The organism is Bacillus sp. GW823-FHT06B01 (assembly GCF_058952315.1).
This window is the reverse complement of sequence record NZ_JBXAHR010000001.1, coordinates 622212-648110: the sequence shown is the minus strand read 5'-3', so window position 1 is coordinate 648110 and position 25899 is coordinate 622212. Positions and strand designations below refer to the sequence as shown.

The following is a 25899-nucleotide window of genomic DNA, read 5'->3' as shown; positions in this document are numbered from 1 at the left end:
TATTTTTACGACTAATCCTGCCAAATTTATTTGGGAGGATTTTTTTATTCTCCCTTAATGAAAGGGATCGGTAGTATGAAAGAACTTTTAAAATTAAATGATGTTTATGTTGAAATAAAGGAAAACACTTTGTTAGAGAAAATGAATGTGACAGTAAGACAAGGGGATGTTATCGGATTAATTGGTAAAAACGGGGCTGGTAAATCAACGTTACTTCAATTAATAAATGGGAAGATTGAACCATCAAAAGGTACTGTTGAATGGATGCAAATGAATATGACAACAGCATATGTTGAACAAGAAAAAGAATCTTTTGTTAGTAAGGATATGATTGCAAAAGAAGCCGAACTTCTTGCAAAATGGGGCGTGCCAACGAACGATTTTCTAACTTTAAGTGGTGGTGAAAAGCTAAAAGTTCGATTAGCAAAAGGATTTGCCGAAAATCCTAATGTCTTAATATTAGACGAACCGACAAATCATTTAGATGAGATGAGTACTGAATTTCTCATTAAACAAATCAAAAATATGAAAGGTACAGTAATCGTCGTATCGCATGATCGATACTTTTTAGATGTTGTTGCAACAAGAATATGGTCAATTGAGGATAAGAAATTAATTGACCATAGCGGGAATTATACGAGTTATATGAAAGCACGGGAGCATAAACGAATGACGCAGCAGCGTGAATATGAAAAACAACAAAAAAAGATAGAACAAGTAGAAACTCATATAAAAGAATTAACTTCATGGTCACAAAAGGCACATGCACAGTCTACAAAACAAGAAGGAGTGAAAGAATTTTATCGTGTAAAGGCAAAGCGAATGGACGCGCAAGTTAAGTCGAAACGAAAACGTCTCGAAAAAGAGCTGGAGAAAACGAAGGTAGAACGTGTGAAAGAAGAGTATTCAGTTGAATTTTCCATTCAAGCGAGTAAAAAAGTAGGAAAACGTTTCTTAGAAGTAAAACAATTGCGGAAAGAATTTAATAAACGGACATTATTTGAAAACGTTAATTTTACAATTCAGCACGGTGAGAAGGTTGCGATGATTGGACCAAACGGTAGCGGGAAAACAACTTTACTGAAGATGATTATGGGAACAGAAACTACCGAAGGAGAAGTATGGATTTCACCATCAGCAAACATCGGTTATTTAACACAAGAAGTATTTGATTTGCCACTTGATAAAACACCAGAAGATTTATTCTATAAAGAGACATTTGAAGAAAGAGGAAAAGTCCAAAATTTAATGAAACATTTAGGGTTCCAAGCTTCTCAATGGAAAGAGCCGATTGAGTATATGAGTATGGGGGAACGAGTGAAATGTAAGCTCATGGCTTATATTTTAGATGAAAAAGATGTACTTATTTTAGATGAACCGACGAATCACCTTGATCTACCTTCACGTGAACAGCTTGAAAATACATTAGCTGAGTATAATGGGACACTCGTTATCGTTTCTCACGATCGATATTTTCTGGAGAAAACAACTAACGCAAAGCTCTTGTTTTTAAGCAATACGATACAAAAACAGCTAGAAGAACCTACGAAAACAAGAGATGAAATTGAAGAGCTACGTTTAACGTTAGAAACAGAAAGACAAGAAGTATTAGGGAAATTAAGCTTTTTAACTTCTAAAGACAAAGAATATAAAGAACTAGATGAACGGTTTATGGAACTTACGAAGCAGATTAAGGCGCTTTAACGTAAGGAAGGGGATTAAGATGGGAGAAGAGAGTTTGACTAAGTTATTTAGAATAGATTGTGGTGATATATACCTACAAGAGTTTACGGTCAAAGATGCAGAGAGTATTTATAAAATATCAAATCAACCAGAAATAGAAAAGTTTTTACCAGACTGGAAATCAACGAAAGAACAAAGAGTTAATTGGGTTACAAATGATGAAATACCAGAAAACAAAGCGTTTCTTCATGCTGTTAGAACTAGGACTAACATAGATGATCACATATTAAGACTAGGAATATTTAAGAAAACCACAAATGAATTTATTGGATGGTGCTGCACAGGCATGAAAGATGAACTCCCTGCACCTAACAGAGAAATTATGTATGCTGTTTCAAGTGAATGTCATAATAATGGCTATGCAACGAAAGCGACAAAAGGCTTGATCGGTTATTTATTTGAAAATACAAATGTGGATGTCCTTAACGCAATTGCTTTAATTAAAAATGTGCCATCAAATAAAGTTATTGAAAAATGCGGGTTTACTTATTTGGGTCAACAGATGATAGAAAATCAAATTTATAATCATTATGTATTGAGTAAATCCGGATGGATAAAAAATAGTGCTCTTTAAAGGGAGCGAAAATGAAATCATAAAAAAGCTTAGAGCTAAAACTCTAAGCTTTTTTACATTTTGTGCTTTTCACCAAAAACAGATGTATCAAGTTGTACAAGCAAGAACCATGTTATAAAAAACATATTCGAAAAGGAATTTGGGAAATTTTGTCGAATGTATTCATCTGTGAAAACACTAAATTTTCACTCGAATTATTCTGTAAATGAATTACTTTAAGCTTTAATAAAAGCATAAAGGGAAAAAAGAGTTTGTAACTAAAATTAACGGTAAAGTTTTAGTGGACTACATTTTTTAAAGTATGAAATAGTTTAAAAGAGGGGGGGAGAAAGCGTATTATAATTTGGTTTCGTAACTTACCACAAATAAGTATGGATTTATCAGAATGGAATCCTTTTATACAGAATAATTGGCATAGGAAACATTATATGAAGTTTGTATATGTACTTCAAATCATTATTTTTCTAATTCCGAATTATTTTGGAGCAAGTTTCACTGATCTTAATATATTTTATCTCATCATCATAGGCATTTTGGTCTTCATCATTCATGAATGTCTACATATTATTGTCATAAATAATAAAGGTGATATTAGCTTAACCCGTAGTGGAATATTTTTTTGGCTAAATACGAATGCAATTCTATCCAAAGCGAGATTTTGGATCTTTATGAGTTTACCTATTATTGTACTATCGGTCATTCCAGCCATTATATCATCTTTTGTATCAGGCAATATTAAATCAATCTTATTATTTGTATGTTGGATAAATGCAATAATTTCTGCTTCAGATATATACAATTCTTTGTTAATTGCGATTAAACCGAAGCACTCAATTTTTTGTAGAGGGTATTATAAAGTGAAAGAGAATTAAAATGGTGAGTCAAATACATTTCAATTAAAGGCGTAAGTTAAAAATATAACTTTGGGAAGGAAAAGACCGATAAAGTAATCGGTCTTTTCTTTTTCGTATAATAAAGATAGGATATTGTATTTCCTACCACTATACAATTATTATAAGATAGTTATGCGTTAATTTTAATTTGTAAATAGTGTTATTATCAGTTTTTTTAGAAATCTTACAAGCGTGTAAGATAAATGAAAGATGAATCAATATGAGCTATAAGAGAATTCATTTACACTCTATTGTGAGAAGTGCAAATGAAGGGAGAATAGAAATGGAAATTTTACATGCGAAAAATATTAGTAAAGTATATAAAGGGAAAATACCTTTTAAAGCATTAGTAGATATTGATTTGTCAATTCAAGAAGGTGAATTTATAGGGATCATGGGTCCATCCGGTAGCGGGAAAACTACGCTATTAAATATGGTATCTACTATCGATTCTCCGTCTTCAGGAGAAATTTTAATAAATGGTACAAATCCTTTCCAGTTATCATCAGAAGATTTAGCTTTATTTCGTAGGAAACAATTAGGATTTGTTTTTCAATCATTTAATTTACTTAGCACACTTACAATAAAGGAAAATATCGTACTGCCGATGACTTTAGATGGTGTTGCTGTGCAAGAAATGAACAAACGAGTACAAGAAATTGCAGCGAAATTAAATATAACAGATATATTGAATAAAAGAACGTTTGAAATATCAGGGGGCCAAGCTCAAAGAACAGCAATTGCTCGTGCAATTGTTCATAAGCCGCAATTATTACTTGCAGACGAACCAACAGGGAATTTAGATTCTAAATCTTCAAATGATGTAATGGAGATGTTAGATACTCTAAATAAGGAAGAAAAAGCTACGATGATGTTAGTGACTCATGATCCGTATGCAGCGAGTTTTTGCAGCCGAGTAATTTTTATTAAAGATGGTCAACTATATAACGAAATTTATCGTGGTGAAAGCAGGCAAGCATTTTATCAAAAGATTATGGATGTCCTTTCTTTGTTAGGAGGGAAAAGGCATGACTTTTCGTCAATTCGCATTTAATAATATTTTTCGTAATAAGCGTACATATGCTGCCCATTTTTTAAGTAGTGCATTTTCTATAATGATTTTCTTTACGTATGCTCTTTTATTATTCCATCCTGATTTACAGGGGGAGTTGAAATCGACAAGTAAAACAATAAGTACATTTGGTACATTAGGATTTGAAGTTTCTCAAGGTTTGATTTTTGTCTTTTCATTCTTCTTCATTCTATATTCAGTGAGTTCGTTTTTAAAAACGCGTAAGAAAGAATTTGGCATTTTAATGATGCAAGGTATGTCAATGAGACAGCTTAAGAAGTTATTGTTAATTGAAAATATGTTAATTGGACTTGGTTCAATTTGTATAGGGGTTCTTATTGGACTTATATTTTCTAAACTAGTTTTATTAATAAGTGCCAGTGTATTAATGATTAGTAACGGCTTACCTTTTTATATGCCAGTAAAGGCGGTATTATTAACTGGCATCACGTTTCTATTCTTATTTTTAATTGTTTCGCTAGTTACTTTTAAAATGATAAAAGTAACAGAACTTGTGGAACTTATTCAAGCAGGGGAAAAGCCAAAGCCTGAACCGAAATCGTCAATTTTATTATCAATTTTTTCTTTATTTAGTATAGGATATGGCTATATTTTAGTATTTCGCTTTATCCCAAGTTATAGTTTTATTACGCTCGGAATGGGTGTTCTCCTAGTAATTATAGGAACGTACTTTTTATATACACAGTGTAGCGTTTATATATTGCATCTTGTGAAAAGGAGTGAATCTTTCTTTTTAAAGAGAACCAACATATTAACATTTTCAGAATTAATATACCGTATGAAAGATAATGCAACAATGTTTTTTATAGTATCTATTATTTCAGCAGTTGCTTTTACAGCAATTGGCACGACAGCAGCTCTTGGAAACAAAGATTTGGTAAGGATGACAAACCCGTATACATTTCTGTATACAGCTCCTGATAAAAATAACATAATGGATAAACATCTCTCGATTATAAAAAAACATCTTGCTGATTCTAATATTCCATATCGAATGGCTTCCACTTCAGATATTTATACAGAAAGTAATGTAAATGTAATGAAGTTAAGTGAGTATAACGAACTTGCGAGAGCACTCGGGTACCAACAAGAAACGATTGAAAAAGAAGATGAAATGTTATTAATCCCTGGAGTCGTATCGCAAAAACAAGAGTTTAAAAATGGTGATTATAAAAAGAATATTGAAGTCATTCAAGGCGATTGGACAAAGACATTTCATGTGAAAAAAACTGTAGATAATTTAGTTTTGCCACACGATACGGAAGGGATTAATATTGCGATTCAAGATCATGTGTATGATGAAATTCCGCTTAATAGTAATCTAGATTTTGAAAATATTATTCAATATCGAACTTATGGATTTGTTGTAGATGATTGGATAAAAACGAAAGAGATTTCAAACCAATTAAGTGAAATATTCGATCAAGATCCTAGAGACATACATTTTGAATTTAGAGCACTAACTATAGAGTTGTTAAGTGCAAAACAAACGAATGGGTTATTACTTATGGCAAGTGTTTTAGTTGGAATCGTCTTCTTTACTTTCGCTGCTAGTTTTATTTATTTCCGGTTATATACTGATTTGGACCGCGATCAGCAGCAATATAAGATGATTTCGAAAATGGGATTAAGTAAACGAGAGTTGAAAAAAGTTGTAACAAGACAATTAGTATTAATGTTCTTCTTACCGATTATCGTTGCAGTGATTCATACTGTGGTGGCTTATATGGCATTACAACAATTAGTCGATTTTTCTATTATGGATAGCTCTATCATAATTTTAATTTCATTTATATGTATACAAGTTTTATATTTCTTTATAACTCGTTGGCGTTACTTACAAAAGCTTTATAAAACTATGGAACAGTAGAGAATATCAGCAAGTAAGATTGCAGAAAAGCATGTAAAAAAACAATTTGAGTTATGAAAGGAACTGTGATGAAAAAAACACTCTCTATTTTCATATTAAGTATATTAATTTTAATAAGTTTAAGTGCATGCTCTAAAAATGAAAACAGATTTCCAGCTAACGGCGTATTAATCATTGGAGATGAGAATCATACTTCAACAGTTATGAAGCGTTATAAGGAAAATACGAAAGAACATGAAGTTTTTTCGGTGAAATCAGGTAGATTTGATCAAAAAAGGGTTCTGATATTAAATGAATCTACTGCAAAAGCGATGATTACAGCAAAAATTTTTCGTAAAAGAGATCATACATCTCATTCTAAACCTTTAGATACGTTACCGAATTTTCCAAAAGAAAGTTCACTATTATTTATAAATGAAGAAGAAAAGAATATAAAAAGTATTGAAATAGAAGGTAAAGCGATACCAGTTACATATGAAAGTGATGCTTGGCTTGGTAATAATCGAAACTATGGAACACTATGGTATGTAATTGTGGCGAAAAATAATGTGTATAAAGAAATAAAAGTAAATGAAACAAAAATGCAACTTCTTCATCTGAAAAAATCTTTAGGTGACGAAAAACCTAAAATGTCGACAGATAATACATTGACTAATGAATATGTAAAAGTAAGAAAGTTAATTAAAGATTTTGAGAAAGAAGTATCAGTTCAATTTGTCACGATTGGAGAAAAATCATAAAAAAGAGTTCAAGGTTGATAGGAATTTTATCAGCCTTGAACTCTTTTTAATTTAGACCATTTAGATAACATAGTTTACATTACTTCATTTAATCGCGTCTCGCTCGGTTCTTCAATCGCATTTGAATTTTGAACTGAATTATTTTGAGATTCTTTTTCCTTACGAGACCTTTGTAGCATTTCAAGTATGATCCATAAAGGAACACCTTTATCTTTTAACATCTTCCATAAATCTAATTCGTTAAATTTATGCTCAGGTTGTTTCATTTCTTTTTCAGATGAACGAATATCAAATTTGATGGGATCATTTGATTTTTTATCTTCAAGTTTAGTAGAAGAGATAGTATTATGCTCAAGATTAGATGGAGTTATTTTAGTAGGTTGAGATAACGTATGAATATTTAATCCGATTTGCATGCCTTTTCCTCCTTAAGTAATAAAATTAGTTTTCTTATAATTATTAAAGCTATTTAACATGAGGAAACTAATTTTAATTATAAATTCAAATAATCAGATTTACAAGTTATATTGTAAAAAGTAATTCCTCACTTGAATTAATATTTATCAACATTTGTGTATGTTTTCTCTATATACAATGTATATAAAATACTTTACATTATGTTTAAGTTAAGAACTCATTTTTAATAGGGAAATGTAAACGTTTTATTAGGGGGAGGAAGCATGGGGAAATTATTTTTAAAAATATGTTTATTCGCAATAGGGACTGTGTTTTTATTCGCAGCAAAAATAACTTACGCTGAAGAGAGACAACAAAATAATTATCCTGTCATATTGGTGAATGGATTTGCTGGATGGGGTAGAGAAGAAATGCTTGGCGTAAAATATTGGGGTGGTGTTCATGATATACAGGAAGATTTGAAACAAAGTGGTTATATGGTACATACCGCAGCTGTTGGACCTGTTTCTAGTAACTGGGATCGTGCATGTGAATTATATGCGCAAATTAACGGTGGTACAGTAGACTACGGTGCCGCACATGCTGAGAAACATGGACATAATCGTTTTGGTAGAACTTATAGTGGTTTTGCACCGAATTGGAGTGAAACAAATAAAGTTCATTTAGTTGGGCATAGTATGGGTGGACAAACGATTAGAACATTAGTACAGCTATTAAAAGAAGGTAGTTTTGAAGAAAAGAATTATGTGAAAGATCACCCAGACACTAAAATATCACCACTATTTGAAGGCGGAAAATCATATGTTCATAGTGTGACAACATTAGCAACCCCTCACAACGGTACAACACTTGCGGATGGTAGTCTTCTGCTGCCGTTCGTTAAAGAGTTACTCATTACAGCTGCAAGCTTTGGAGGAAACAATAATTTATCGTTATATGATTTTAAATTGGATCAATGGGGTATAAAGAAGAATGCTGGAGAGTCCTTTTTCCAATATAGTAATCGTATTCTAAATAGTTCAATTTGGAAAAATACAAAAGACATTAGTCAATGGGATTTAAGTACTGATGGTGCAAAGGAGTTAAATAATTGGGTAAAGACGCAACCGGATGTGTATTACTTATCTTATAGTGGACATGCATCAGAAGCAGCACCTATAACAGGTTTACATTTACCTCATATAACGATGAATAAAGTGTTGATGGGGAATGCATTTTTCTTAGGTTCTTATGCGAGATATGAAGAAAACCGTCCGTTAGTTGATACTTCTTGGTGGCAAAATGATGGTGTAGTAAATACAAATTCTATGATTGCACCATCTTCTAATGTTGCTGTAAATAATAATGAGCCATTACAGGTTGGAAAATGGAATCATATCGAAACGAAAGCGAATTGGGACCATCTCGACATGGTAGGATTAAGTGTTTCAGATACGTTAGGTTTTTCTAGCATTCAAGAATTTTATAGAACAATTGCTGAAAAGCTATCACGTTTACCGAAATAGGTAATAATAAAGCGCTCTCGATGGAATTCGAGAGCGCTTTATATTATATTGAAAGAGGGATTTGGTAGAAAAATATGGGGGGATATTATGAAAATTCAAGTTGTATTATCAGGATACGGAACAGTAGGCAGAGAGTTTATAAAATTATTAAATGAAAAGTATTCATATATATATGAAACATATGGGATTCAATTAGTTGTAAGTGGCGTATTAGGGAGAAATATTGCAATACATAATGAAGACGGCTTATCTCTTCATCATTTATTGATGTATGGTGGCGGTACCGCTGCAATTGAAAAATATTTAGAGTATCATCCGAAGGAACGTGCAACAACTAGCATAAGTGGTACTGTATTGGTAGAATCAACAGTTACAAATCTTAAAGATGGAAATCCAGGGAAACAATATATGAAACAAGCGATTGAGAAACAGATGGATATAGTAGCAATTTCTAAAGGTGCGCTCGTTACAAACTGGAGAGAAATAAATGAAGCAGCAAGAAGCGCAAATGTACGAATTCGATATAGCGGTGCAACAGCCGCTGCACTACCGACACTAGATATCGGACAATTTAGTTTAGCTGGTTGCCATATTGAAAAAATAGAAGGAATATTAAATGGGACAACAAATTATATTCTTACGAAAATGAATGAGGAAGATATTACGTTTGAAGAAGCACTGAAAGAAGCGCAAAGTAAAGGGATTGCTGAAACGAACCCAATATTAGATGTAAGTGGTTCTGATAGTGCGTGTAAATTGTTACTTTTGACAAATAGTTTAATGGGAACAGAAAATACGCTTACTGATATACATATAAAAGGAATCGAACATGTTACAAAACAACAAATTCGAAATGCTAAAGAACAAAATAAATATATTAAATTAATAGCTTCAGCATATAAGGATAAGGACGGTAAAGTGGTTCTTCATGTGGAACCGTACGAAATAGATAAAGATCATCCGCTAGCAAAAGTAAATGGGACAGAAAAAGGAATTACATTCTTTACAGATACGATGGGGCAAGTTACTACAATTGGTGGTGCTTCCAATCCACGCGGAGCCGCAGCAGCAGCTTTAAAAGATGTAATTAACTTATACCGCAAAGATTTATCCCTTAGTAATAGGCAGTAAAATACCTGTTACTAAGGGATAATAATCAGTGGGTGATAATCAGCCCCATTGATTAAAGTTCCACTTTATAAGACCGTACCGCCCTTTATAAAAAATACATATGTAGTGGACCTTTTGAGAATGAAATAAATATGCAAAAATGATTGCAGGGGGTAAGGAATTGTTTAAAGATTTTAAAGTTGTGAAAGATCGTCCCGTTTATATTCAATTGAAAGATTATTTGAAAAAGATGATTATGAAAGGTCATTTGCTCGGGGATCAAAAAATCCCTTCAACTAGGGAACTAAGTGAATTACTAAGTGTGAGCAGAAATACTGTACTCGCTGCTTATGCGGATTTAGAGCAAGAAGGACTCATTTATGCAGTTAAAGGTAAAGGGAATTTTGTAGCGAAGGTTGATATATCGAACACTTCTTCTGTTGAAATAGATTGGAAAAATAAACTTAATACCGTTACCTTATTAGCGGATGAATTAGATTTAATGAAACATGGTGTTCGCTGGGAAAAAGGAATGATTGTTTTTAATAGCATTGCTCCGGACGAAAAGCTATTTGATGTGGAAAATTTCAAAAGAGCTTTTCTTACTCGTATGTCCATTGAAGGGGATGTCGTATTAAACTACGGATACGCAAAAGGTTATAGACCGTTAATGAATTATCTACTTCATTATATGGAAATGAAAGGTGTAGATATTTCGAACAAAGATATTTTAATTACAAATGGATTTACAGAAGGATTAGACATCGTGCTATCCTCGTTATCGAAGAAATCAGGGCGGGTTATTTGTGAGAATCCAACTCACCATGCTGCATTGAAGCTTTTCCGTTTACATGGACTTGAAGTTCACGGGATTAATATGAATGAAGATGGCATCGATACGAACGAAGTAGAAAAAAGTTTGTGTGAAAAAGAGTTTGATTTCGCATATTTAATTCCTTCCTATCATAATCCAACCGGTATTGTTACGAGTTCGGAGAAAAGAACGGAACTGATGAGATTATTCTCCAAATATAAAGTTCCTATTATAGAAGATGGATTTAATGAAGAGCTACGTTATTCAGGTTCACATTTAGCACCATTATTAACTTTTGCTGGCGCTGGTAATAATGTAATTTATATTAGTAGCTTTTCAAAGGTACTTTTCCCTGGTTTACGTGTAGGCTGGATCATCGCAGATAAAGAACTGATTCATCATTTAGAAAGTGTAAAAAGAGCAAGAACGATTCACACATCTACGTTAGATCAAGCTGTTCTATTTCAATATTTACATGAAGGATATTTTGAAAAATATTTAAAAAAGGCAAGATCAGTTTATAAGAAAAAATATGAGTTAGCTGTTGGGGCGTGTAACGAGTACATTCCGTTTCAAAGAATGACCGGTGATGGTGGACTTCATTTATTTATAGAGTTAGAAGGAAAAATTCATGCCCGCACACTTTTACAAAAGTGTTATGAGCAAGGGGTTACATTTTCTCCTGGAGATGTTTTTTATTCTGATGGAGGAGGAGCGACTACTTTTCGATTAGGATTTTCACGTCTGAAAGAAGAAGAAATAGTTCGTGGAATAAAAATAATCGGTGATACAATAAAAACTGAAATTTGGAGTTGAGGAAATGAGAATTGGCGTTATTATGGGGGGAGTATCCTCTGAAAAACAAGTATCAATTATGACTGGAAATGAAATGATTGCAAATTTAGATAAAAATAAATATGAAATCGTACCAATTACGTTAAATGAAAAAATGGATTTAATCGAAAAAGCGAAAGACATTGATTTTGCGCTGCTTGCATTACACGGAAAATATGGAGAAGATGGGACGGTTCAAGGCACGCTTGAAAGTTTAGGTATTCCTTATAGCGGGAGCAATATGTTATCTAGCGGTATATGTATGGACAAAAATATTTCGAAAAAGATTTTACGCTTTGAAGGTATAGAAACACCCGATTGGATTGAACTTACAAAAATGGCGGATCTAAATCTTGATGAATTAGATAAGTTAGGATTTCCGTTAGTGGTAAAACCAAACTCTGGTGGATCAAGTGTTGGGGTAAAGATTGTATATGATAAAGATGAATTAATTTCAATGCTGGAAACTGTATTTGAATGGGATTCTGAAGTAGTAATAGAGAAGTATATAAAAGGTGATGAGATTACATGTTCAATTTTTGATGGAAAACAGTTACCTATTATTTCAATCCGACATGCAGCTGAGTTCTTTGATTACAATGCAAAATATGATGATGTTAGTACAATTGAAGAAGTTATTGAACTTCCAGCTGAATTGAAGGAACGTGTAAACAAAGCGTCACTGGCTTGTTATAAAGCATTGAAATGCAGCGTTTATGCAAGGGTAGATATGATGGTAAAGGACGGAATTCCATATGTAATGGAGGTTAATACATTACCAGGGATGACACAAGCAAGTTTACTACCGAAAAGTGCAGATGCAGCTGGTATTCATTATAGTAAACTATTAGATATGATTATTGAAACTTCATTAAAAGTAAGAAAAGAAGAAGGGTTTTAAGAAGCGCTATCATGAATACTTTTGACAGTAACGTGAAGTATGTTATGATGAATACAATACGAAAATTAAATATTTATCCACTAGGGGGGCCTATTATAGGCTGAGATCAAATGAGAATTTGAGACTCTTAGTACCTGATCTGGTTAATACTAGCGTAGGGAAGTGGGAAGACATTACTATTTTATGAATAAATACTGTCAATTTCACTTTCTTTACGTTTGTAAAGAAAGTTTTTTTATTTTACAGATTTAATAACTGTGGGTAAATACTTAAATTTTATACTTTATTGGAGGGATTTAAATGACATTTTCACAATCATTACGTCAAGAAGTAGATTCAATTTGGGAAGCTAGTTTTCATCACCCTTTTGTAAAACAACTTGGTGAAGGAACGTTAGATTTAGCTAGTTTTCGCTATTACGTACTTCAAGATTCATATTATTTGAGTCACTTCGCTAGAGTACAAACTTTAGGAGCTGCAAAGGCTCTAGAATTAGAAACGACAGCTCGTATGGCACATCATGCTCAAAATACATACGAGGCGGAATTATCTTTACATGAGAACTTTGCGAAGAAACTAGGGATAACACAAGAAGAGAAAGATAATTTTATCCCTGCTCCAACTGCATACGCTTATACTTCACATATGTATCGTGCTGCGTATGAAGGACATTTAGGCGATATCATTGCAGCAATTTTACCTTGCTATTGGTTGTATTATGAAATTGGTGAGCGTTTAAAAGAGTGTCAGCCAGAAGAGCAAATTTATAACGAATGGATTTCTGCTTATGGATCTGATTGGTTCAGAACATTAGTTGAAGAACAAATTACACGGTTAGATACAATAGCTGAAAAAGTGACAGAGGCAGATCGAAATCGAATGAAACAGCACTTTATTATTAGCAGTCAATATGAATATTCATTTTGGGATATGGCTTATACATTAGAAAAGTGGCCAGTGGATACAGATGTAAAAGATGTAATTGGATAATGAGTAGAGGTATTGCTATTCACAGGTATGAATAATACTTATGTATATGATTTCACAAAAGAAGTATCGCAAAAAGACGCATCGATCTAAGTGTGTCTTTTTTCAATTTATAAAAATGAGCCTATGGGAAGAATAACCTAAAAATAGGTATATGAACAAGGTGCATTATCTAGTGATAGGTCATACTTTGTAGGTGTACGTATTGAACTTAGTTGATAGCGCTATTTCTACTTAGATTTAACGAGCAGAAATATAGGAAAGCATTGAAAAGGTTGAAGTTTATAAACGGAGGTCATGAAAATGAATAAGTTTCAACAAGAACTACAAGCGTTAAGCCTTAATGATTACCAGTCTGGAAATATTGTGTATTGGGACCAGCAAAACCAATATCCATATTATTATATTGAAGATGCTGTTCGTCGCTGTGGAGGTTGTGGTGGTCGTTGTGGAGGTTGTGGTGGTCGTTGTGGAGGTTGTGCAGGTCGCTGTGGTGGATTCCGGTGTATTGGTTGCTTCGGTTGTTTTGGTTGTGGCGGCTGCGGAGGTTGTGGTGGCTGTGGTAGTTGTTCAAATTGTTTTAGTGGTTTTAATGGTACTACTGATACAACTGGTACTATTGTAACATATGAATATTGATAAGAGAAAAAAGGAATCCAATAGTGAAGTATTATATAATTTTTATTAAAGAATTTAATAAAAACACATGTAGCATTCAAGTGAAAGAATGATATTTAGATTTTTAGTTGTAAATCAAGATAAGATATATAAAGCAATGACTAGACTTAAAACCTAATCATTGCTTTTTTATATTTTTACCATCAAATAAGGAATCTGTTGCTTCTAGTTAGTGGGTAGCGAAAGAAATTATTACAGCTATGTAAGGTTAATGTAATGTTAATCGATAGTAAATGAAGATACTTGAGTGTATTTTAAATAAGATTTAAAAGAACTGTTTATTTTTAAAATATTGAGGTAAGTAAAATTCTATTAGGAAGTGTATTAAAATGATTGAACTTAAATCTATTATCCATTCGTACAAACTAAAGAGAAAAATAGCAAGGGATTTATACGGAAACAGAGATGAATTGACACTGTTATTGAATGAATTTAATAAAATGAAACACACAGTAACATGTGAAAAAAAGAAAAATAATATATTATCTCGTTTACAATTAATTTATCAACATATGAAATTAGATAAACGGTATCCTCTTCCAATTACTTTTAATTGTAAATTATTGGATCGATTAGAAAAAGAATCTCTTTATTCTATTGAGGAAGGTATAGCATGTCTACAATTAATGTTAGATATGAATTATGAGAAAATAAAACAATATGGATCGAGTACAAGTAGGTCATTTGTTCCATTATCGCAGTCTTCCATTTGTCTTGCTGATTGTATTTGCATAACTGGATTTGTATTAGGATTACTAGGTGCAATTACATTTGGGGGATTAGTTTTATCTGTATGTTCAATTACATAAAGGTTGATATTTGCAAGAAGGGCACCGACTTAAGGTGTTCTTTTTTAGTTTTATTGTAAAATTATTGTAAAAAATAAATACTTACATTAATAACATTGTATAATTCTAATGTATTAAAATAATAATATCAGAGGTGTCGTATATGATAATTACTTTTAATTATTAAATCAGTCTATTTAATAATTTATTATTCGGAGGAATGTTTTTACTTTTCTTTTAAATACTTGGTATAAATCGATTAGATTAAGAGTTAATTTTTCTAGCTTTTTGTGATCAAGACAAACGAAGAAAGGAAGTAATCATTTTATGGAAAAATTAAAGTTGTTAACATTTAAAAATATAGTAGAACCTCTTTTAAACGAAAGCGTATCATTTATATATTTTCCTATTGAATGGCTCGATATTGTAGAGATACATTATAAGACGTTTTTATTAACGAGTAAGTTGAAACGATTGAATGAAAGATTATATGATATGTTTTCTGATATATTGTTTATTCAGCATAATCCATATGTATTAAATGAAAATACACCATGGATTGTATCCAAAGAACCTATTAGAAAAGAACAACTTGATTATATTTTCCAAAGTTGGTATGAGGTGATTCATGATTGGAAACCTAATAAATTAATAGAATTGCCAAAATATGAATGGCATTACGATTTAATTTCTAATTTAACAGTACTACATGATAATGAAATATATTCTAAGTGGGTGCCCGCTTTAATTTCACATGTTTTTTGTGAACAACCTGTACGATTAGAGAATATCAACGAAGAAGATATATATTTTTCTCCTCTTAGATCACAAAATATTTGTGAGGCAATGTCAAAGCCAATTAAAGATGAAAAAACACAAGATTATTTCGCCTATGTATATCGGTTCGAATGTATAACGCGCGGTGGCGAGAATATTCCGTTATTAAATGTTTCGATAGGAATTCGGAGGTTTTATCAAGAATATAATCATCCAGATATTCCTTTGCTATTAAGACGTAAACGGGGCATGATATTGGTTTCTACGCCAGAATTTGCATCGAATAATAAGAAATTACGGTTTGTAAAACTAAAAGTACAACAAGCTACAAACGGCATAAAATGGATTAAGATATTTAGAAATTTAAAAGATGATTTTCGTATAGGTGGAGAAGTTGAATTAGAGCATATTCTTCAATATCCGAAAGATTATATGCTAGGAATAAATATTAGGGTGTTACTTCCATACAATGAGAGAATATATAAAGTTCAAGGTACTAAAATAAAACCTGGTATAAAAGTAAAGGAAAGAGAGTATCTATTTAAAGGGTTTCAGCAAAAATTCACTTATTTCACATTACTACCAGAATGTAAAAAGATAGCAACAAATAATGAAAATGAATTATTCCCTTTAATTGCACCAAAAGGATTAGAGACTATAACGTTAGAAATATGGTCTGAAAAAATATCGTTGGAAGTTGAACAAGCGTTATTTGAAAGTGAAATTGTGTTAGCTCAAATCGGTGAGTCATCTTACGTATTAAATGCAGATTCACCAGTATTATTAAAGATAGTAAGATGTAATATTGAAAAAGTATTGCAAAACCCATATAAAATGCAATATTGCCAGAAATACAAAGCGAATTTAGTAGAAGATGTTATGAAAGCGATTTATGCTACTGCAGGTGAGCGTAATGATGCGACATTAGCGTTAATCGCAATGGAAAATTGTGATGGACGTGAAAAAATTGATCCAAAGCAAATTGTTAGAGAAGGGTTTGCACGAACAAACCGTATTTCTGCATTTATTAATTTATTTATAGGACAAAGTGTATCACGTAAGACAATTATTAATTGCGTTCTTAGTTTATTAGAACAAAAAGGATTTTTGAAACGTAGTTGGAATAAGATAAATTTACCTTGTACATATGTTAATTTATCAATTGAACGAATCTCGAAATTTGATTTCTTACCTATTTTTTCACAAATAAAAGGAAAAGAAATTTTATATAAATTATATGGGAATACAGATTGGCAAACGATTGATCGTTTATTATTACATGTAAATAAACATAATACCTTTTTACCACAGCCTTCAAAAAGAAATGATATGGGAATTCAGTTTAAACAATTTGTTTCTGAAACATTAACAGGAATTTTACAACATGCAAAAGAAAAAAATGAACAAGTATATTTTATTATTGATGCAAATTTAAGAAAACATTGGATAAAAGAGTTACAAAATAAAAAAATCGATATAGATACTGTCCCTTACTTTGTTCCAGATGTGTTAAAAGTCCCAAACTTAAATATTATTAGGATAAATACATCTTTTGATGTACCAAAATACGGTGCAATAGAATGTGAAGATATACTGGATGGTACGAGTTTATATGTAGATGAAAAAGGAATGTATTATAGCACTGGTGAATATTCGCTTAATGGTAGTGAAACATTGCAGCGATACATACTTGAAATTTTACCGCTAGGTGTAAAAGCAGTAGAAAGGAATTATATTGCCAAAATGATACATTACATGTGCTGTAATACAAGTATGCTTTTGGAAAAGGATGTACACATGCCGTATTCCATGCATATGGAGAAAGTAATAAAAGGCTATATGACGGATATAGATGCAAGAGAGTTTAAAGAGTTTGATGATGAACTGGATGTAGATATAATAAAGATAGAAAAGAAAGATTCAATTATTCTACTTTAAATAATAGACAAATCGATGGAGGATATGAGAGCCGGCATATAAGCCTTTATCGATGAGTTATACTGTTTAGGTGCTAAGAAAGTTGGTTTATATGTCGGTAATAAGCCAGCATATCCTTGCGATTTTTGGCAGTACACGGAAACAGGAAATGTACCTGGTATCGGTAATTGTGATTTAAATCAATTGATAGGAGGCAAGCTGCTTTCTTGGTTTACTGGAGCAGTGCAAGAGCAAGAGCAAGTTCAAGCAACTAAACTAAATATCATCCAATCAGGAGCATTTTCAAGAGAGTATATTGAAGAGGTTATGGGAGCATTGACATCGTTAAAAATGTCAGTTAAATTCATTTTACAACCTGATGGATTAGCAGATTTTATTTCTGATCCAACTTCAGATGCTCAATTAAATGCGATGAAGGAGTACCTTGATCGTAGAGATTGGTGGTATGAGCATTTGAAGTAAAACAAAAGGATAGCTTAATCAAAAATAACAGCCGACTCGATATAAATGAGTCGGCTGTTATTTTTTTAACTATGACAACAATTCCTCTACTCCGACACCATCTATTAACAATGCTTTTAATGAAGGAGCTATTTTAATTGCTTCTTCAATATCTAAATCTCCAAAATCCACTGTATATAATCCGAATCCTTCTTTTCCATCTACATATAATAATGCTTTTCCGCCTTCATCATCACCGATTGCCAGTGAATTTGGTATATATTTTTGAATATCATGTGCTTCATTCATCTCTATGCAATCAGTAGGGCCCCAAATACGTATGTAAAGTTCATTTTGTACATTAATCTCTGCGTTTGTACAATTTTGGATTACTTCTAAATAATCTAATGGTACATCTATTGATGAGAACTTTTGTAATTCTTGAATGGCCTCTTTACTCGTTGGTGATTCCTGAGCTTCTAATGTGAAGGCCTCGTTTAATTTTTCTAGAATATTCATTAATAATCAATCCTTTCAGACTTTACCTTTAATTTATCAAGCATTTTATATTGCTGTTCTAAAGTTTCTGAAATGTTTTCTTTAGAGAATCCGGCGCGTTCAAAACCAGATACTAGATTTTTTAATTCATCTTGTAAAGTAGAGCTCCATTTTCCATTGCCTGAACTTAAACGCTCATCACGCCTTAGATTCTGTGCATTAGAAATAATGGTGAGAGGTGGTCTCGCATCATTGAACATTTGAATGAACTGCTGATTAGAGGCACCCATCCATTGAAAACACAATCGATCTATTTCGTTACATAAATTATTATGTATAGATTCTAATGCGATTCTGGTATTATTTGCACGATTGGTAAATGAATATATAGGATAGAAAGGTTAGAACCTGGTCCGCCCCTTTGTGCAACAGTTAAGAAATGCGGAAGATGCCAAAAAGCCCATAGGACGGCAAGTAGTAATGTTGCTTTTAACGCTCCAAACTTCAATTGTAACCGAGGGAGAGCGAAACCACGCCATCCGATTTCCTCAGGTAAAGGTCCACCGAAAAAGAAAGTAACTACAAAAGAGATGAGATAGGTTATAAAAAACCTAGAAGTAAGGTCATCGAAAGTAGGTATCCCTCTATTTAAAATCACCATACCCAGAAACATTGCAGCAGGGATAACAATGAGAGTAAATAAGTACCACTTCAAACCGACTTTAGTAGATATGATGCTTTTTCTAACTTTTTTCCATGAATCTTTTCCTTCAAGAGTTCGAATCATGATATATGCTGCTAACATAGGGCCTACAAATGCATTGGCAACAAAGAAAATACCAAACGCTTTTGTTTTAGGTAAAATCCCCCATTGGGATAAGATAAATGGAATTAATACAACCCACGAAAATAAATATGTCATTACAAAGAATGAAGTTAACGGATAGGATTCCAAATACTTTCTCAGACCTGATGATGAGTTTTTTGATTTTGTTAAATACTCCAACATAATCATCCCTTCAATTATAAAGTACTGCGATATATTCTAATTCTATAAGTTTTCATAAAGAACCTTTTTGATGTGATAAAGTTAAGGTTTTTGTAAGAAAGAAGCGATACGTTACCAACGAAATGTAGAAATTTTTATAACAGTTTTCTTTATTTCTGTATCTATCTTGAGTTCATCTGGGGATAGCACCACATTGCTATCAAGTTAAAAAATCTGTTGTTCACCAAAACGATAAAAATAAACTTCATTGCTATAAAAGACTCTAATTTTTCGTTTTGGGGCAAACATTATATTAAATGATGTTGAAAATAATAGATATGTTTGAATCACTAGTTTCAAAAAAGCCTTGACGCAATGATGATTGCATGAAGGCTTTTGATGTTTTCTTATTTTTTTGTCTCATTGACCCATGTAATAATGTCCTGGATGACGTACTCGGGAACATTTGCAGGGATTTCGTACTCACTTGGAAGACTCAATTCCCCGTCACCCTCCGTGAAGAAATGATTTAATTTCGGATATTCTTTGAACTGAACATTCCCGCGGTTTGAAAGTCCTTCCTGCCATTTTGTATAATCTTCTTTTACTGTTACTTGATAATCGCGTGCCCCTTGCAGAATCAGCAAAGGCTCTTTTCGTGATTTTGCCTCCTCAACTGGACGCCACCTAGTAACATCATACATAAAATGAGGAGACGGAAACGGAAAATTGTAGCCAGCTGGCGGATGGTCAGGATCGAAAGTAGGATCCAGGATAAAAGCAAACTGTCTTTTTAGTTCATCGATTACTTCCTTTGGCGCCCCAAGGTATTGACTCACATCAATGGCAGTGTCAGTCAAAGGGCGTGCAGGTGGTGCGAGTAAGATACTTCCTCGCACAAGTGAGGAAGGCGCTTTGCTCAGTATTCGCGGCATTGTGCCAGCTCCTTGGCTATGTCCGAGAATGAAAATATTATTTGGATCAATGCCTTCCTGCTGCGCTGCTGACTTTGCTGCATATATGGCATCATCTGTAGTGTCACGGTCTAACGTAACAGGTTCTGCACTCATCTTTAATGCATGTTCTAAGGTACGTTTTTCATAGCGTAACACTGCAATTCCGTTGGATGAAAGGCCCACCGCAAGGTCTCGTAAGATTTTTGTTCCCAAATAGGTAGCATCGCGATCATGAATGCCAGCACCATGAACAAGAACAACAACGGGTACCTTTTCACCAGGCTTATGTTTTGGAACTGTTAATGTGGCTGGTAATGGATAAGTAGAATTTCCAATGACGATTTCACGTTCTTGATAAGAAGCAGGTTGGTCATATCTAGGATGCGGAATGTAAGATTCCTGGGGCGGCCTTTCTCCAACTTCATCTACTTTCCCGCCAGGTGTGAATTTAATGAGTAGCGGTATGGTAGTTCCTTCAATAGCTCCTGGAATTTCCACCGTCTGATGGACCAAGTTTCGTTCTTTTATTACAGGTGTTCCCATGATTTTTATCCCACTTTGTGTCCACCAGTTTTGTAATGTGTTTGCTGTAAACTTGGATTGAAAAGCAGCAGACGTCAACTGAAGTGCCTCTGCACACTTACCTTGCTGGAGATATTCAAAAAATAATGATGTACGCTCCGTTAAAGAGATTTGTTTCTTTTCTGCAGATTTCTCCTCACGTGTATCTGCGTGAATAGCTGTTGTAAGCGGGAAAGATGAAACGCCTAAAGAAAAGAGTAGGGTAAAGGTAAGTACTGATTTTTGTATTTTCTTTTTTTTATTCATGTTTTAACCTCCAATATGTGATGGTAAAAAACAGGTATGGTAATTAGGGTTCTGGTACAAAAACTTCAAAATATTTGCAAGTAATCTCCAAAACTTTGACATACTGATATTATTACTCTAAAAAACCGTAGATTTCTCTTTTTTTTACATGCATATTAACCCCAGAAACAACCTTTCTTCCTTCACTTTATATTTTAATTATAAGAAACAAAGCTCTCGTTTTTCTTACTTAATACTTACAAATTCCTTAAGTGTTAACAAACTTAGCTTGATGGATATGGGGTAGCACCACATCGCTATCAAGCTAGGAAATTAAGTCACCCCCAAAACAAAAAATGAATTTAAATTCTTTAGAAATGATATAAAATGTTTATTAGAAAAGGAGGGCAAGTATATAATTTGATGCCTGATAATGAGATTTACTGTTGATAAATGGTGTTTTGTTAACTAAAAGGCGAGTATATATAAACATTTTCAAAGATTCTCAATATACAAATAGATTAATTACAGTTTAAAGTTTATAATTAGTTTGTGGGAAAGTTTATAACAAAGGGGCATACATATGTTAAATTACATCTGCACTACATGCGGCGTTCAATATTCTAAAAGTCAAGAAGTTCCTTCTGATTGTATAATTTGTAATGAAGAAAGGCAGTATATTAATCCATCTGGACAATCATGGACTACTCTTGAAAAAATGCAAAAAAGTAAATTATATAAAAATGAAATCTTAAAAGAAGAAACTGGTTTATATAGTATTACTACAAAACCTGAATTTGCAATTGGGCAGACAGCTTATTTAATACAAAGTCAAAATTTTAATGTTTTGTGGGATTGTATTACTTACTTAGATGAAAATACAATACAAGAGATACATAAACTGGGAGGTATACAAGCAATTGTACTTTCCCATCCTCACTATTATTCTACACAAGTAGAATGGGCAGAAACATTTAATATTCCAATTTATATTCATGAAGATGATAAAGAGTGGGTAAATCGTTCAAGTAAACAAATTATTTTCTGGTCTGGAGAATCTTTGGTATTAACTGATGCGATTACAATTTATCGTTTGGGAGGACATTTTAAAGGTGGAGCTATTTTACATTGGAAAGATGGCAGTGACAAAAAGGGTCTTCTTCTGACAGGTGATATCATCCAAGTTGTTGCAGATCGTCAGTGGGTAAGTTTTATGTATAGTTATCCAAATTTAATTCCGTTGCCAGCTAATAAAGTAAAAGAAATGGTAGATAAGATTAAAGACTTACCTTTTAATCGCTTGTATAATGCATTTCATAGAGTAATAGTCGAGGATGCAAATAAGTCTGTTCAAAAATCTGCTGATCGGTATATAAAAGCTTTACAGGGAAAACTTTTTCATACTTAAAAAAGTAAGTCACTTCTGACGACACCGATTATATAAAAGTAATTACGGTTTTTTACTATCCATAAAGCAAAAAAGACGTTATCCTTTCTGTATATTTCTACAAAAAGAATAACGCTTTCTATGAATTATGGGTATAAATTCCTCTTAGATTGATAGTAATGTGATGCTATCCCATGTAATACGGCACATATCTATTTTAACCAAATTAAAAACTCAGTATCAGTTCCCGTATTAAACATGATTGATGAAACAATAAAGGAAATACCAAAAAACTCAAAAAAGGTAGCTCTTTTAGCCACCAATCCAACGGTTCAGTCTGGAATATTTCAAGATGTTTTAGTGAGAGAAGGTTATGATTTCTTACATCAAGATCGTTGGCAAACCTGTGTGAATCAAATAATAGCAAAGATTAAACAAGGCCAAATTGATGAGTCCCTTCAATTATGGGATGAACTCTATTCAGAATTAGCTGAAACGATTGATACCGCTATCATTGCATGTACAGATTTAAATGTTATTACAGATAAAAAATCCAATGATATTTCCATTATTGACTCATCAACATGCCTCTCTCAAGCTATTGTACATAAATATTTATCATTAATGGACAGAGGTTAGTCTTTCCTATTAGATGATAGTTTTTTGTTCGTTATTTTTTCCTAGCTGGCGCTTTAATGGAGCAATGTAAAAAGCCTAATTTCTTCGCATTAAATTGAGAAATTAGGCTTTTTAATATTGAAATTTCCTTAACGTTGTAGAGCCGCACTTTTCTGACGCTACACTATATTCATCAACTTAAGAATTTTATAACGCCCCTAAAACAAAAAAATATACGGTATACGCCCTTTTTATTTAAATATAGGGCGGTTGAAACAGGGGTTCTCCAACTTTTAAAGAATTATTAATAATAACCTTAAAAAGGCATCAAGAGAGGTGAATTAATGAAGTTAAGAGTCGTTAAAAAAGAAGAATATAGTTTTATTGATGACTTTGTATACGAGATATTCAAAAATACTAACTATTCAAATGGAATAGCTGAAAAAGCTTTGGTGAGGGAAATCAGAGAAAAACCATTTTATATTCCTGAACTTGATTTAGTTGTTGAGGAAGAAGGGATTATTATAGGACACTTTATGCTTTCAAAACTTCCAATTAGTAATAGATTTGAAAATAAAATACTAATGTTATCACCTGTTTCAGTGGCAATTAATAAACAACGCCAGGGTATTGGTAAGTATATGTTGCAGGAAGGTATTAAATTTGCAACTAAAATGGGATATAAGGGAATTATTGTTGAGGGAGATTATCAATATTATCAACGCTTTGGATTTAGTACATCAACTGAATTCGGTATCTATGCGTCCAAGAAAAATCTTCCGCCTTCTGTGGAAAACTTAATGGCTATTGAGTTGTATGAAAATGGTCTGGAGAATATTTCAGGTGAAGTAGATTATTCGATTTATAATTCATTGCAACATTGACAGCTATATGAGAAACAGTTGGCACGTTATCTCCCCTCTATAGGATTTTTCATGAAACTAGTATCTAAAAGAAAGGTGAACTTAATATGAAGCTTGAAACTAATAGACTGATTTTAAAAACCCTTGATCTTAATCTAATTGAGGCTGCGGCCCAGCGTGATATACAGGCAATCAAAGCAATGGGATACAAAACCAACGGTGAGTGGCCAGGTGCAGATTTTTTTGAAGCTTTACCCTACTTTCGGGAACTTCTGATTAAAAATAATGGAACTAAAGGATTTGACTCTTGGATCATTGTGGCGAAAGATACCAAAGAAATAGTTGGCGGCATTGGATTTTTTGGTAATCCCGATTTAGACGGTATGATTGAGATTGGCTTTGCTATTAATGAAAGTCAACGACGCAAAGGTTATTGTTTTGAAGCTGCCCAAAAATTATTAAACTGGGCCTCAAATCATGATGAGGTCAAATATATCACAGCCAGATGTGAACTTAATAATATCAATTCAGAAAATGTTTTGGTGAAATTAGGGTTCCAAATGGATCACAGAGATACAGAATTAATTTATTGGAAATATAGTAATAATCAAACTTTATTTTAAAGCAACACTAAGGTTTTGCACTATCTATAAAACGAAAAAAACGTTATCCTTTCCTATGATTCTACAGAAAGAATAGCGCGTTTTTTCATTTGAGGGCGCATTTCTTTTTCTTAGCTTGATAGCGATGGGATACCGTCATCAAGCTAAAAAAGGGGCTCAATCGAAATTTGCACGTATCTCGATTGAACCCCACATTAAACGTAGATTTTTTTGTGATCGTTCAGTCTGGAGGGCTTCAAACCCTCGGTGTTGTTATTTATGGTCTGCCGGCTTCCACGAATTTCTTGGCGATCATTTTCGGTTCCCTGAAGAAGGTCGTAAAGTGGTCTCCGTTGCCTTCAATGTATCGGTAAAAACCGAGATGACTGGATTGATTCGTATGCCAAGCAAATGATCCGGGCGGAAGAGCGATATCTTCCGTCAGATTGAGATAGCTTTTCGGAATTTGTAGATTGTAGAACTTTTTCAAATTTAGCTTTTGAAATAAAGGCCCTGCAGGTTCCGGTATAATTTTGTGGTACATCGATGTCGCTTCTTCTAAGGTGGCTGTGTTTGTGAAGGCATCGCGGAACAGTAGAAATGGAAGCATGATCGTATTGTTACCTGAAGCATCGGTCAGTTGTTTGAATGTTTCTTGAAGAGGCGGCGGAAGTTGATCGTACAAGCTTTGTCCGTCTAGAGGAACAAATGCGTTAGAAAATACGAGACGGTCAATTCGATGCGGGATTTGCTGGGCTACTGTTGCGACAATCGTTCCGCCGAAGCTATGTCCGAGCAAAACGATATGTTTCAAACCTCTTTTCTCGATATATTCGATGACTGCATTCGTGATTTGCTCGTGAGTTACGTTATTGTCTGTCAGGACACCGTGACCTGGATATTCAGGCACATAAACCGAATGGCCAAGCTTGTGAAGCTCGGCAGCGACTCCATCAAATTGGCTGACGTCAGCCCAGGAACCATGAATAATGACGAAGGTCAATTTACGATACATATTTCATCGTCCTTTCTTTTATCAATACTTTTTGAAGCGAAGCTAGGGGGGAATATCTGATT

Annotated in this window: 22 protein-coding genes, 4 pseudogenes and 1 riboswitch; of the genes and pseudogenes, 19 read left to right on the top strand and 7 right to left on the bottom strand. The window is 33.1% G+C overall.

Annotation, left to right across the window (positions count from 1 at the left end; genetic code table 11):
* The first annotated feature begins 75 nt into the window (after positions 1–75).
* The 6 genes from abc-f (at position 76) to AC1Q8N_RS03435 (ending at position 6913) form a co-directional block, all read left to right on the top strand.
* Entirely contained in the window at positions 76–1704 is a 1629-nt protein-coding gene (gene abc-f, locus AC1Q8N_RS03460) for a ribosomal protection-like ABC-F family protein (protein WP_098201599.1), read from the top strand.
* A 19-nt stretch (positions 1705–1723) separates the two neighbouring features.
* The gene (locus AC1Q8N_RS03455) at positions 1724–2317 is read left to right on the top strand and encodes a GNAT family N-acetyltransferase (RefSeq protein WP_098200127.1); all 594 of its coding nucleotides are present in this window, start codon (positions 1724–1726) and stop codon (positions 2315–2317) included.
* A gap of 371 nt (positions 2318–2688) precedes the next feature.
* Positions 2689–3189, top strand: coding sequence for a DUF3267 domain-containing protein (locus AC1Q8N_RS03450; RefSeq protein WP_098573562.1), 501 nt, complete (start codon positions 2689–2691; stop codon positions 3187–3189).
* Positions 3190–3493: 304 nt separating this feature from the next.
* A complete protein-coding gene (locus AC1Q8N_RS03445; protein WP_048547087.1) occupies positions 3494–4264 on the top strand; it encodes an ABC transporter ATP-binding protein in 771 nt (256 codons plus the stop codon).
* Positions 4239–6173, top strand: a complete 1935-nt coding sequence (locus tag AC1Q8N_RS03440) for an ABC transporter permease (RefSeq protein ID WP_098201567.1) — start codon at positions 4239–4241, stop codon at positions 6171–6173. The genes AC1Q8N_RS03445 and AC1Q8N_RS03440 overlap by 26 nt, the downstream gene beginning before the upstream one ends.
* A gap of 68 nt (positions 6174–6241) precedes the next feature.
* The gene (locus tag AC1Q8N_RS03435; RefSeq protein ID WP_142314855.1) at positions 6242–6913 is read left to right on the top strand and encodes a lipoprotein BA_5634 family protein; all 672 of its coding nucleotides are present in this window, start codon (positions 6242–6244) and stop codon (positions 6911–6913) included.
* 74 nt (positions 6914–6987) lie between these two features.
* Here the strand turns inward: AC1Q8N_RS03435 and AC1Q8N_RS03430 are convergent, their stop codons facing one another.
* Positions 6988–7329, bottom strand: coding sequence for a DUF3914 domain-containing protein (locus AC1Q8N_RS03430; RefSeq protein WP_048560973.1), 342 nt, complete (start codon positions 7327–7329; stop codon positions 6988–6990).
* 264 nt (positions 7330–7593) lie between these two features.
* Here AC1Q8N_RS03430 and AC1Q8N_RS03425 point away from each other — a divergent pair, with 264 nt between their 5' ends.
* The 9 genes and pseudogenes from AC1Q8N_RS03425 to AC1Q8N_RS03385 all read left to right on the top strand — a co-directional run.
* Positions 7594–8835 carry an esterase/lipase family protein gene (locus AC1Q8N_RS03425; RefSeq protein WP_098642398.1) on the top strand — a complete coding sequence of 414 codons (1242 nt, stop codon included), beginning with the start codon at positions 7594–7596 and terminating at the stop codon, positions 8833–8835.
* An 87-nt stretch (positions 8836–8922) separates the two neighbouring features.
* The gene (locus tag AC1Q8N_RS03420; RefSeq protein ID WP_217993442.1) at positions 8923–9966 is read left to right on the top strand and encodes a homoserine dehydrogenase; all 1044 of its coding nucleotides are present in this window, start codon (positions 8923–8925) and stop codon (positions 9964–9966) included.
* Between the two features lie 160 nt (positions 9967–10126).
* Positions 10127–11575 (top strand): MocR-like pyridoxine biosynthesis transcription factor PdxR, encoded by a 1449-nt coding sequence (gene pdxR / locus AC1Q8N_RS03415; protein ID WP_098077267.1) that lies wholly within the window; start codon positions 10127–10129, stop codon positions 11573–11575.
* A gap of 4 nt (positions 11576–11579) precedes the next feature.
* A complete protein-coding gene (gene ddlB / locus AC1Q8N_RS03410) occupies positions 11580–12494 on the top strand; it encodes a D-alanine--D-alanine ligase (RefSeq protein WP_098077270.1) in 915 nt (304 codons plus the stop codon).
* 72 nt (positions 12495–12566) lie between these two features.
* Positions 12567–12672, top strand: a riboswitch (TPP riboswitch).
* 122 nt (positions 12673–12794) lie between these two features.
* Complete coding sequence (tenA, locus tag AC1Q8N_RS03405) at positions 12795–13484, top strand: thiaminase II (protein ID WP_087985859.1); 690 nt, start codon at positions 12795–12797, stop codon at positions 13482–13484.
* Positions 13485–13778: 294 nt separating this feature from the next.
* On the top strand, positions 13779–14120 hold the full coding sequence (locus AC1Q8N_RS03400; protein ID WP_176519559.1) for a heterocycloanthracin/sonorensin family bacteriocin: 342 nt from the start codon (positions 13779–13781) through the stop codon (positions 14118–14120).
* Between the two features lie 368 nt (positions 14121–14488).
* Positions 14489–14968 (top strand): homoserine dehydrogenase, encoded by a 480-nt coding sequence (locus tag AC1Q8N_RS03395; protein ID WP_176519560.1) that lies wholly within the window; start codon positions 14489–14491, stop codon positions 14966–14968.
* Between the two features lie 306 nt (positions 14969–15274).
* Positions 15275–17662, top strand: a complete 2388-nt coding sequence (locus tag AC1Q8N_RS03390) for an RNaseH domain-containing protein (RefSeq protein WP_493521073.1) — start codon at positions 15275–15277, stop codon at positions 17660–17662.
* Between the two features lie 9 nt (positions 17663–17671).
* Positions 17672–18124 (top strand): annotated as a pseudogene (locus tag AC1Q8N_RS03385) (N-acetylmuramoyl-L-alanine amidase C-terminal domain-containing protein); the annotation flags it as partial.
* A gap of 69 nt (positions 18125–18193) precedes the next feature.
* Here the strand turns inward: AC1Q8N_RS03385 and AC1Q8N_RS03380 are convergent.
* The 5 genes and pseudogenes from AC1Q8N_RS03380 to AC1Q8N_RS03360 all read right to left on the bottom strand — a co-directional run bounded on the left by AC1Q8N_RS03380 (position 18194) and on the right by AC1Q8N_RS03360 (position 21373).
* Positions 18194–18622: an SMI1/KNR4 family protein gene (locus AC1Q8N_RS03380; RefSeq protein WP_098077287.1), complete on the bottom strand. Its 429-nt coding sequence runs from the start codon at positions 18620–18622 to the stop codon at positions 18194–18196.
* A complete protein-coding gene (locus AC1Q8N_RS03375) occupies positions 18622–18861 on the bottom strand; it encodes a hypothetical protein (RefSeq protein ID WP_404519211.1) in 240 nt (79 codons plus the stop codon). The genes AC1Q8N_RS03380 and AC1Q8N_RS03375 overlap by 1 nt, the downstream gene beginning before the upstream one ends.
* A pseudogene (locus tag AC1Q8N_RS03370) lies at positions 18841–18990 on the bottom strand (WXG100 family type VII secretion target); the annotation flags it as partial. The gene AC1Q8N_RS03375 and the pseudogene AC1Q8N_RS03370, both read right to left, overlap by 21 nt.
* Positions 18972–19610: pseudogene (locus AC1Q8N_RS03365) on the bottom strand (CPBP family intramembrane glutamic endopeptidase); the annotation flags it as partial. The pseudogenes AC1Q8N_RS03370 and AC1Q8N_RS03365, both read right to left, overlap by 19 nt.
* A 386-nt stretch (positions 19611–19996) precedes the next feature.
* Entirely contained in the window at positions 19997–21373 is a 1377-nt protein-coding gene (locus AC1Q8N_RS03360) for an alpha/beta hydrolase family protein (protein WP_098077293.1), read from the bottom strand.
* A gap of 562 nt (positions 21374–21935) precedes the next feature.
* On the opposite strand from AC1Q8N_RS03360, the gene AC1Q8N_RS03355 reads away from it, so the two are divergent.
* The 4 genes and pseudogenes from AC1Q8N_RS03355 to AC1Q8N_RS03340 all read left to right on the top strand — a co-directional run bounded on the left by AC1Q8N_RS03355 (position 21936) and on the right by AC1Q8N_RS03340 (position 24843).
* Positions 21936–22760 carry an MBL fold metallo-hydrolase gene (locus AC1Q8N_RS03355; protein WP_086390278.1) on the top strand — a complete coding sequence of 275 codons (825 nt, stop codon included), beginning with the start codon at positions 21936–21938 and terminating at the stop codon, positions 22758–22760.
* Positions 22761–22925: 165 nt separating this feature from the next.
* A pseudogene (locus AC1Q8N_RS03350) lies at positions 22926–23378 on the top strand (aspartate/glutamate racemase family protein); the annotation flags it as partial.
* 323 nt (positions 23379–23701) lie between these two features.
* Entirely contained in the window at positions 23702–24241 is a 540-nt protein-coding gene (locus AC1Q8N_RS03345) for a GNAT family N-acetyltransferase (RefSeq protein WP_493521072.1), read from the top strand.
* A gap of 86 nt (positions 24242–24327) precedes the next feature.
* Complete coding sequence (locus tag AC1Q8N_RS03340; RefSeq protein WP_493521071.1) at positions 24328–24843, top strand: GNAT family N-acetyltransferase; 516 nt, start codon at positions 24328–24330, stop codon at positions 24841–24843.
* Between the two features lie 256 nt (positions 24844–25099).
* Here AC1Q8N_RS03340 and AC1Q8N_RS03335 read toward each other — a convergent pair whose 3' ends face one another.
* On the bottom strand, positions 25100–25837 hold the full coding sequence (locus tag AC1Q8N_RS03335; protein WP_098681632.1) for an alpha/beta hydrolase: 738 nt from the start codon (positions 25835–25837) through the stop codon (positions 25100–25102).
* Positions 25838–25899 lie beyond the last annotated feature (62 nt).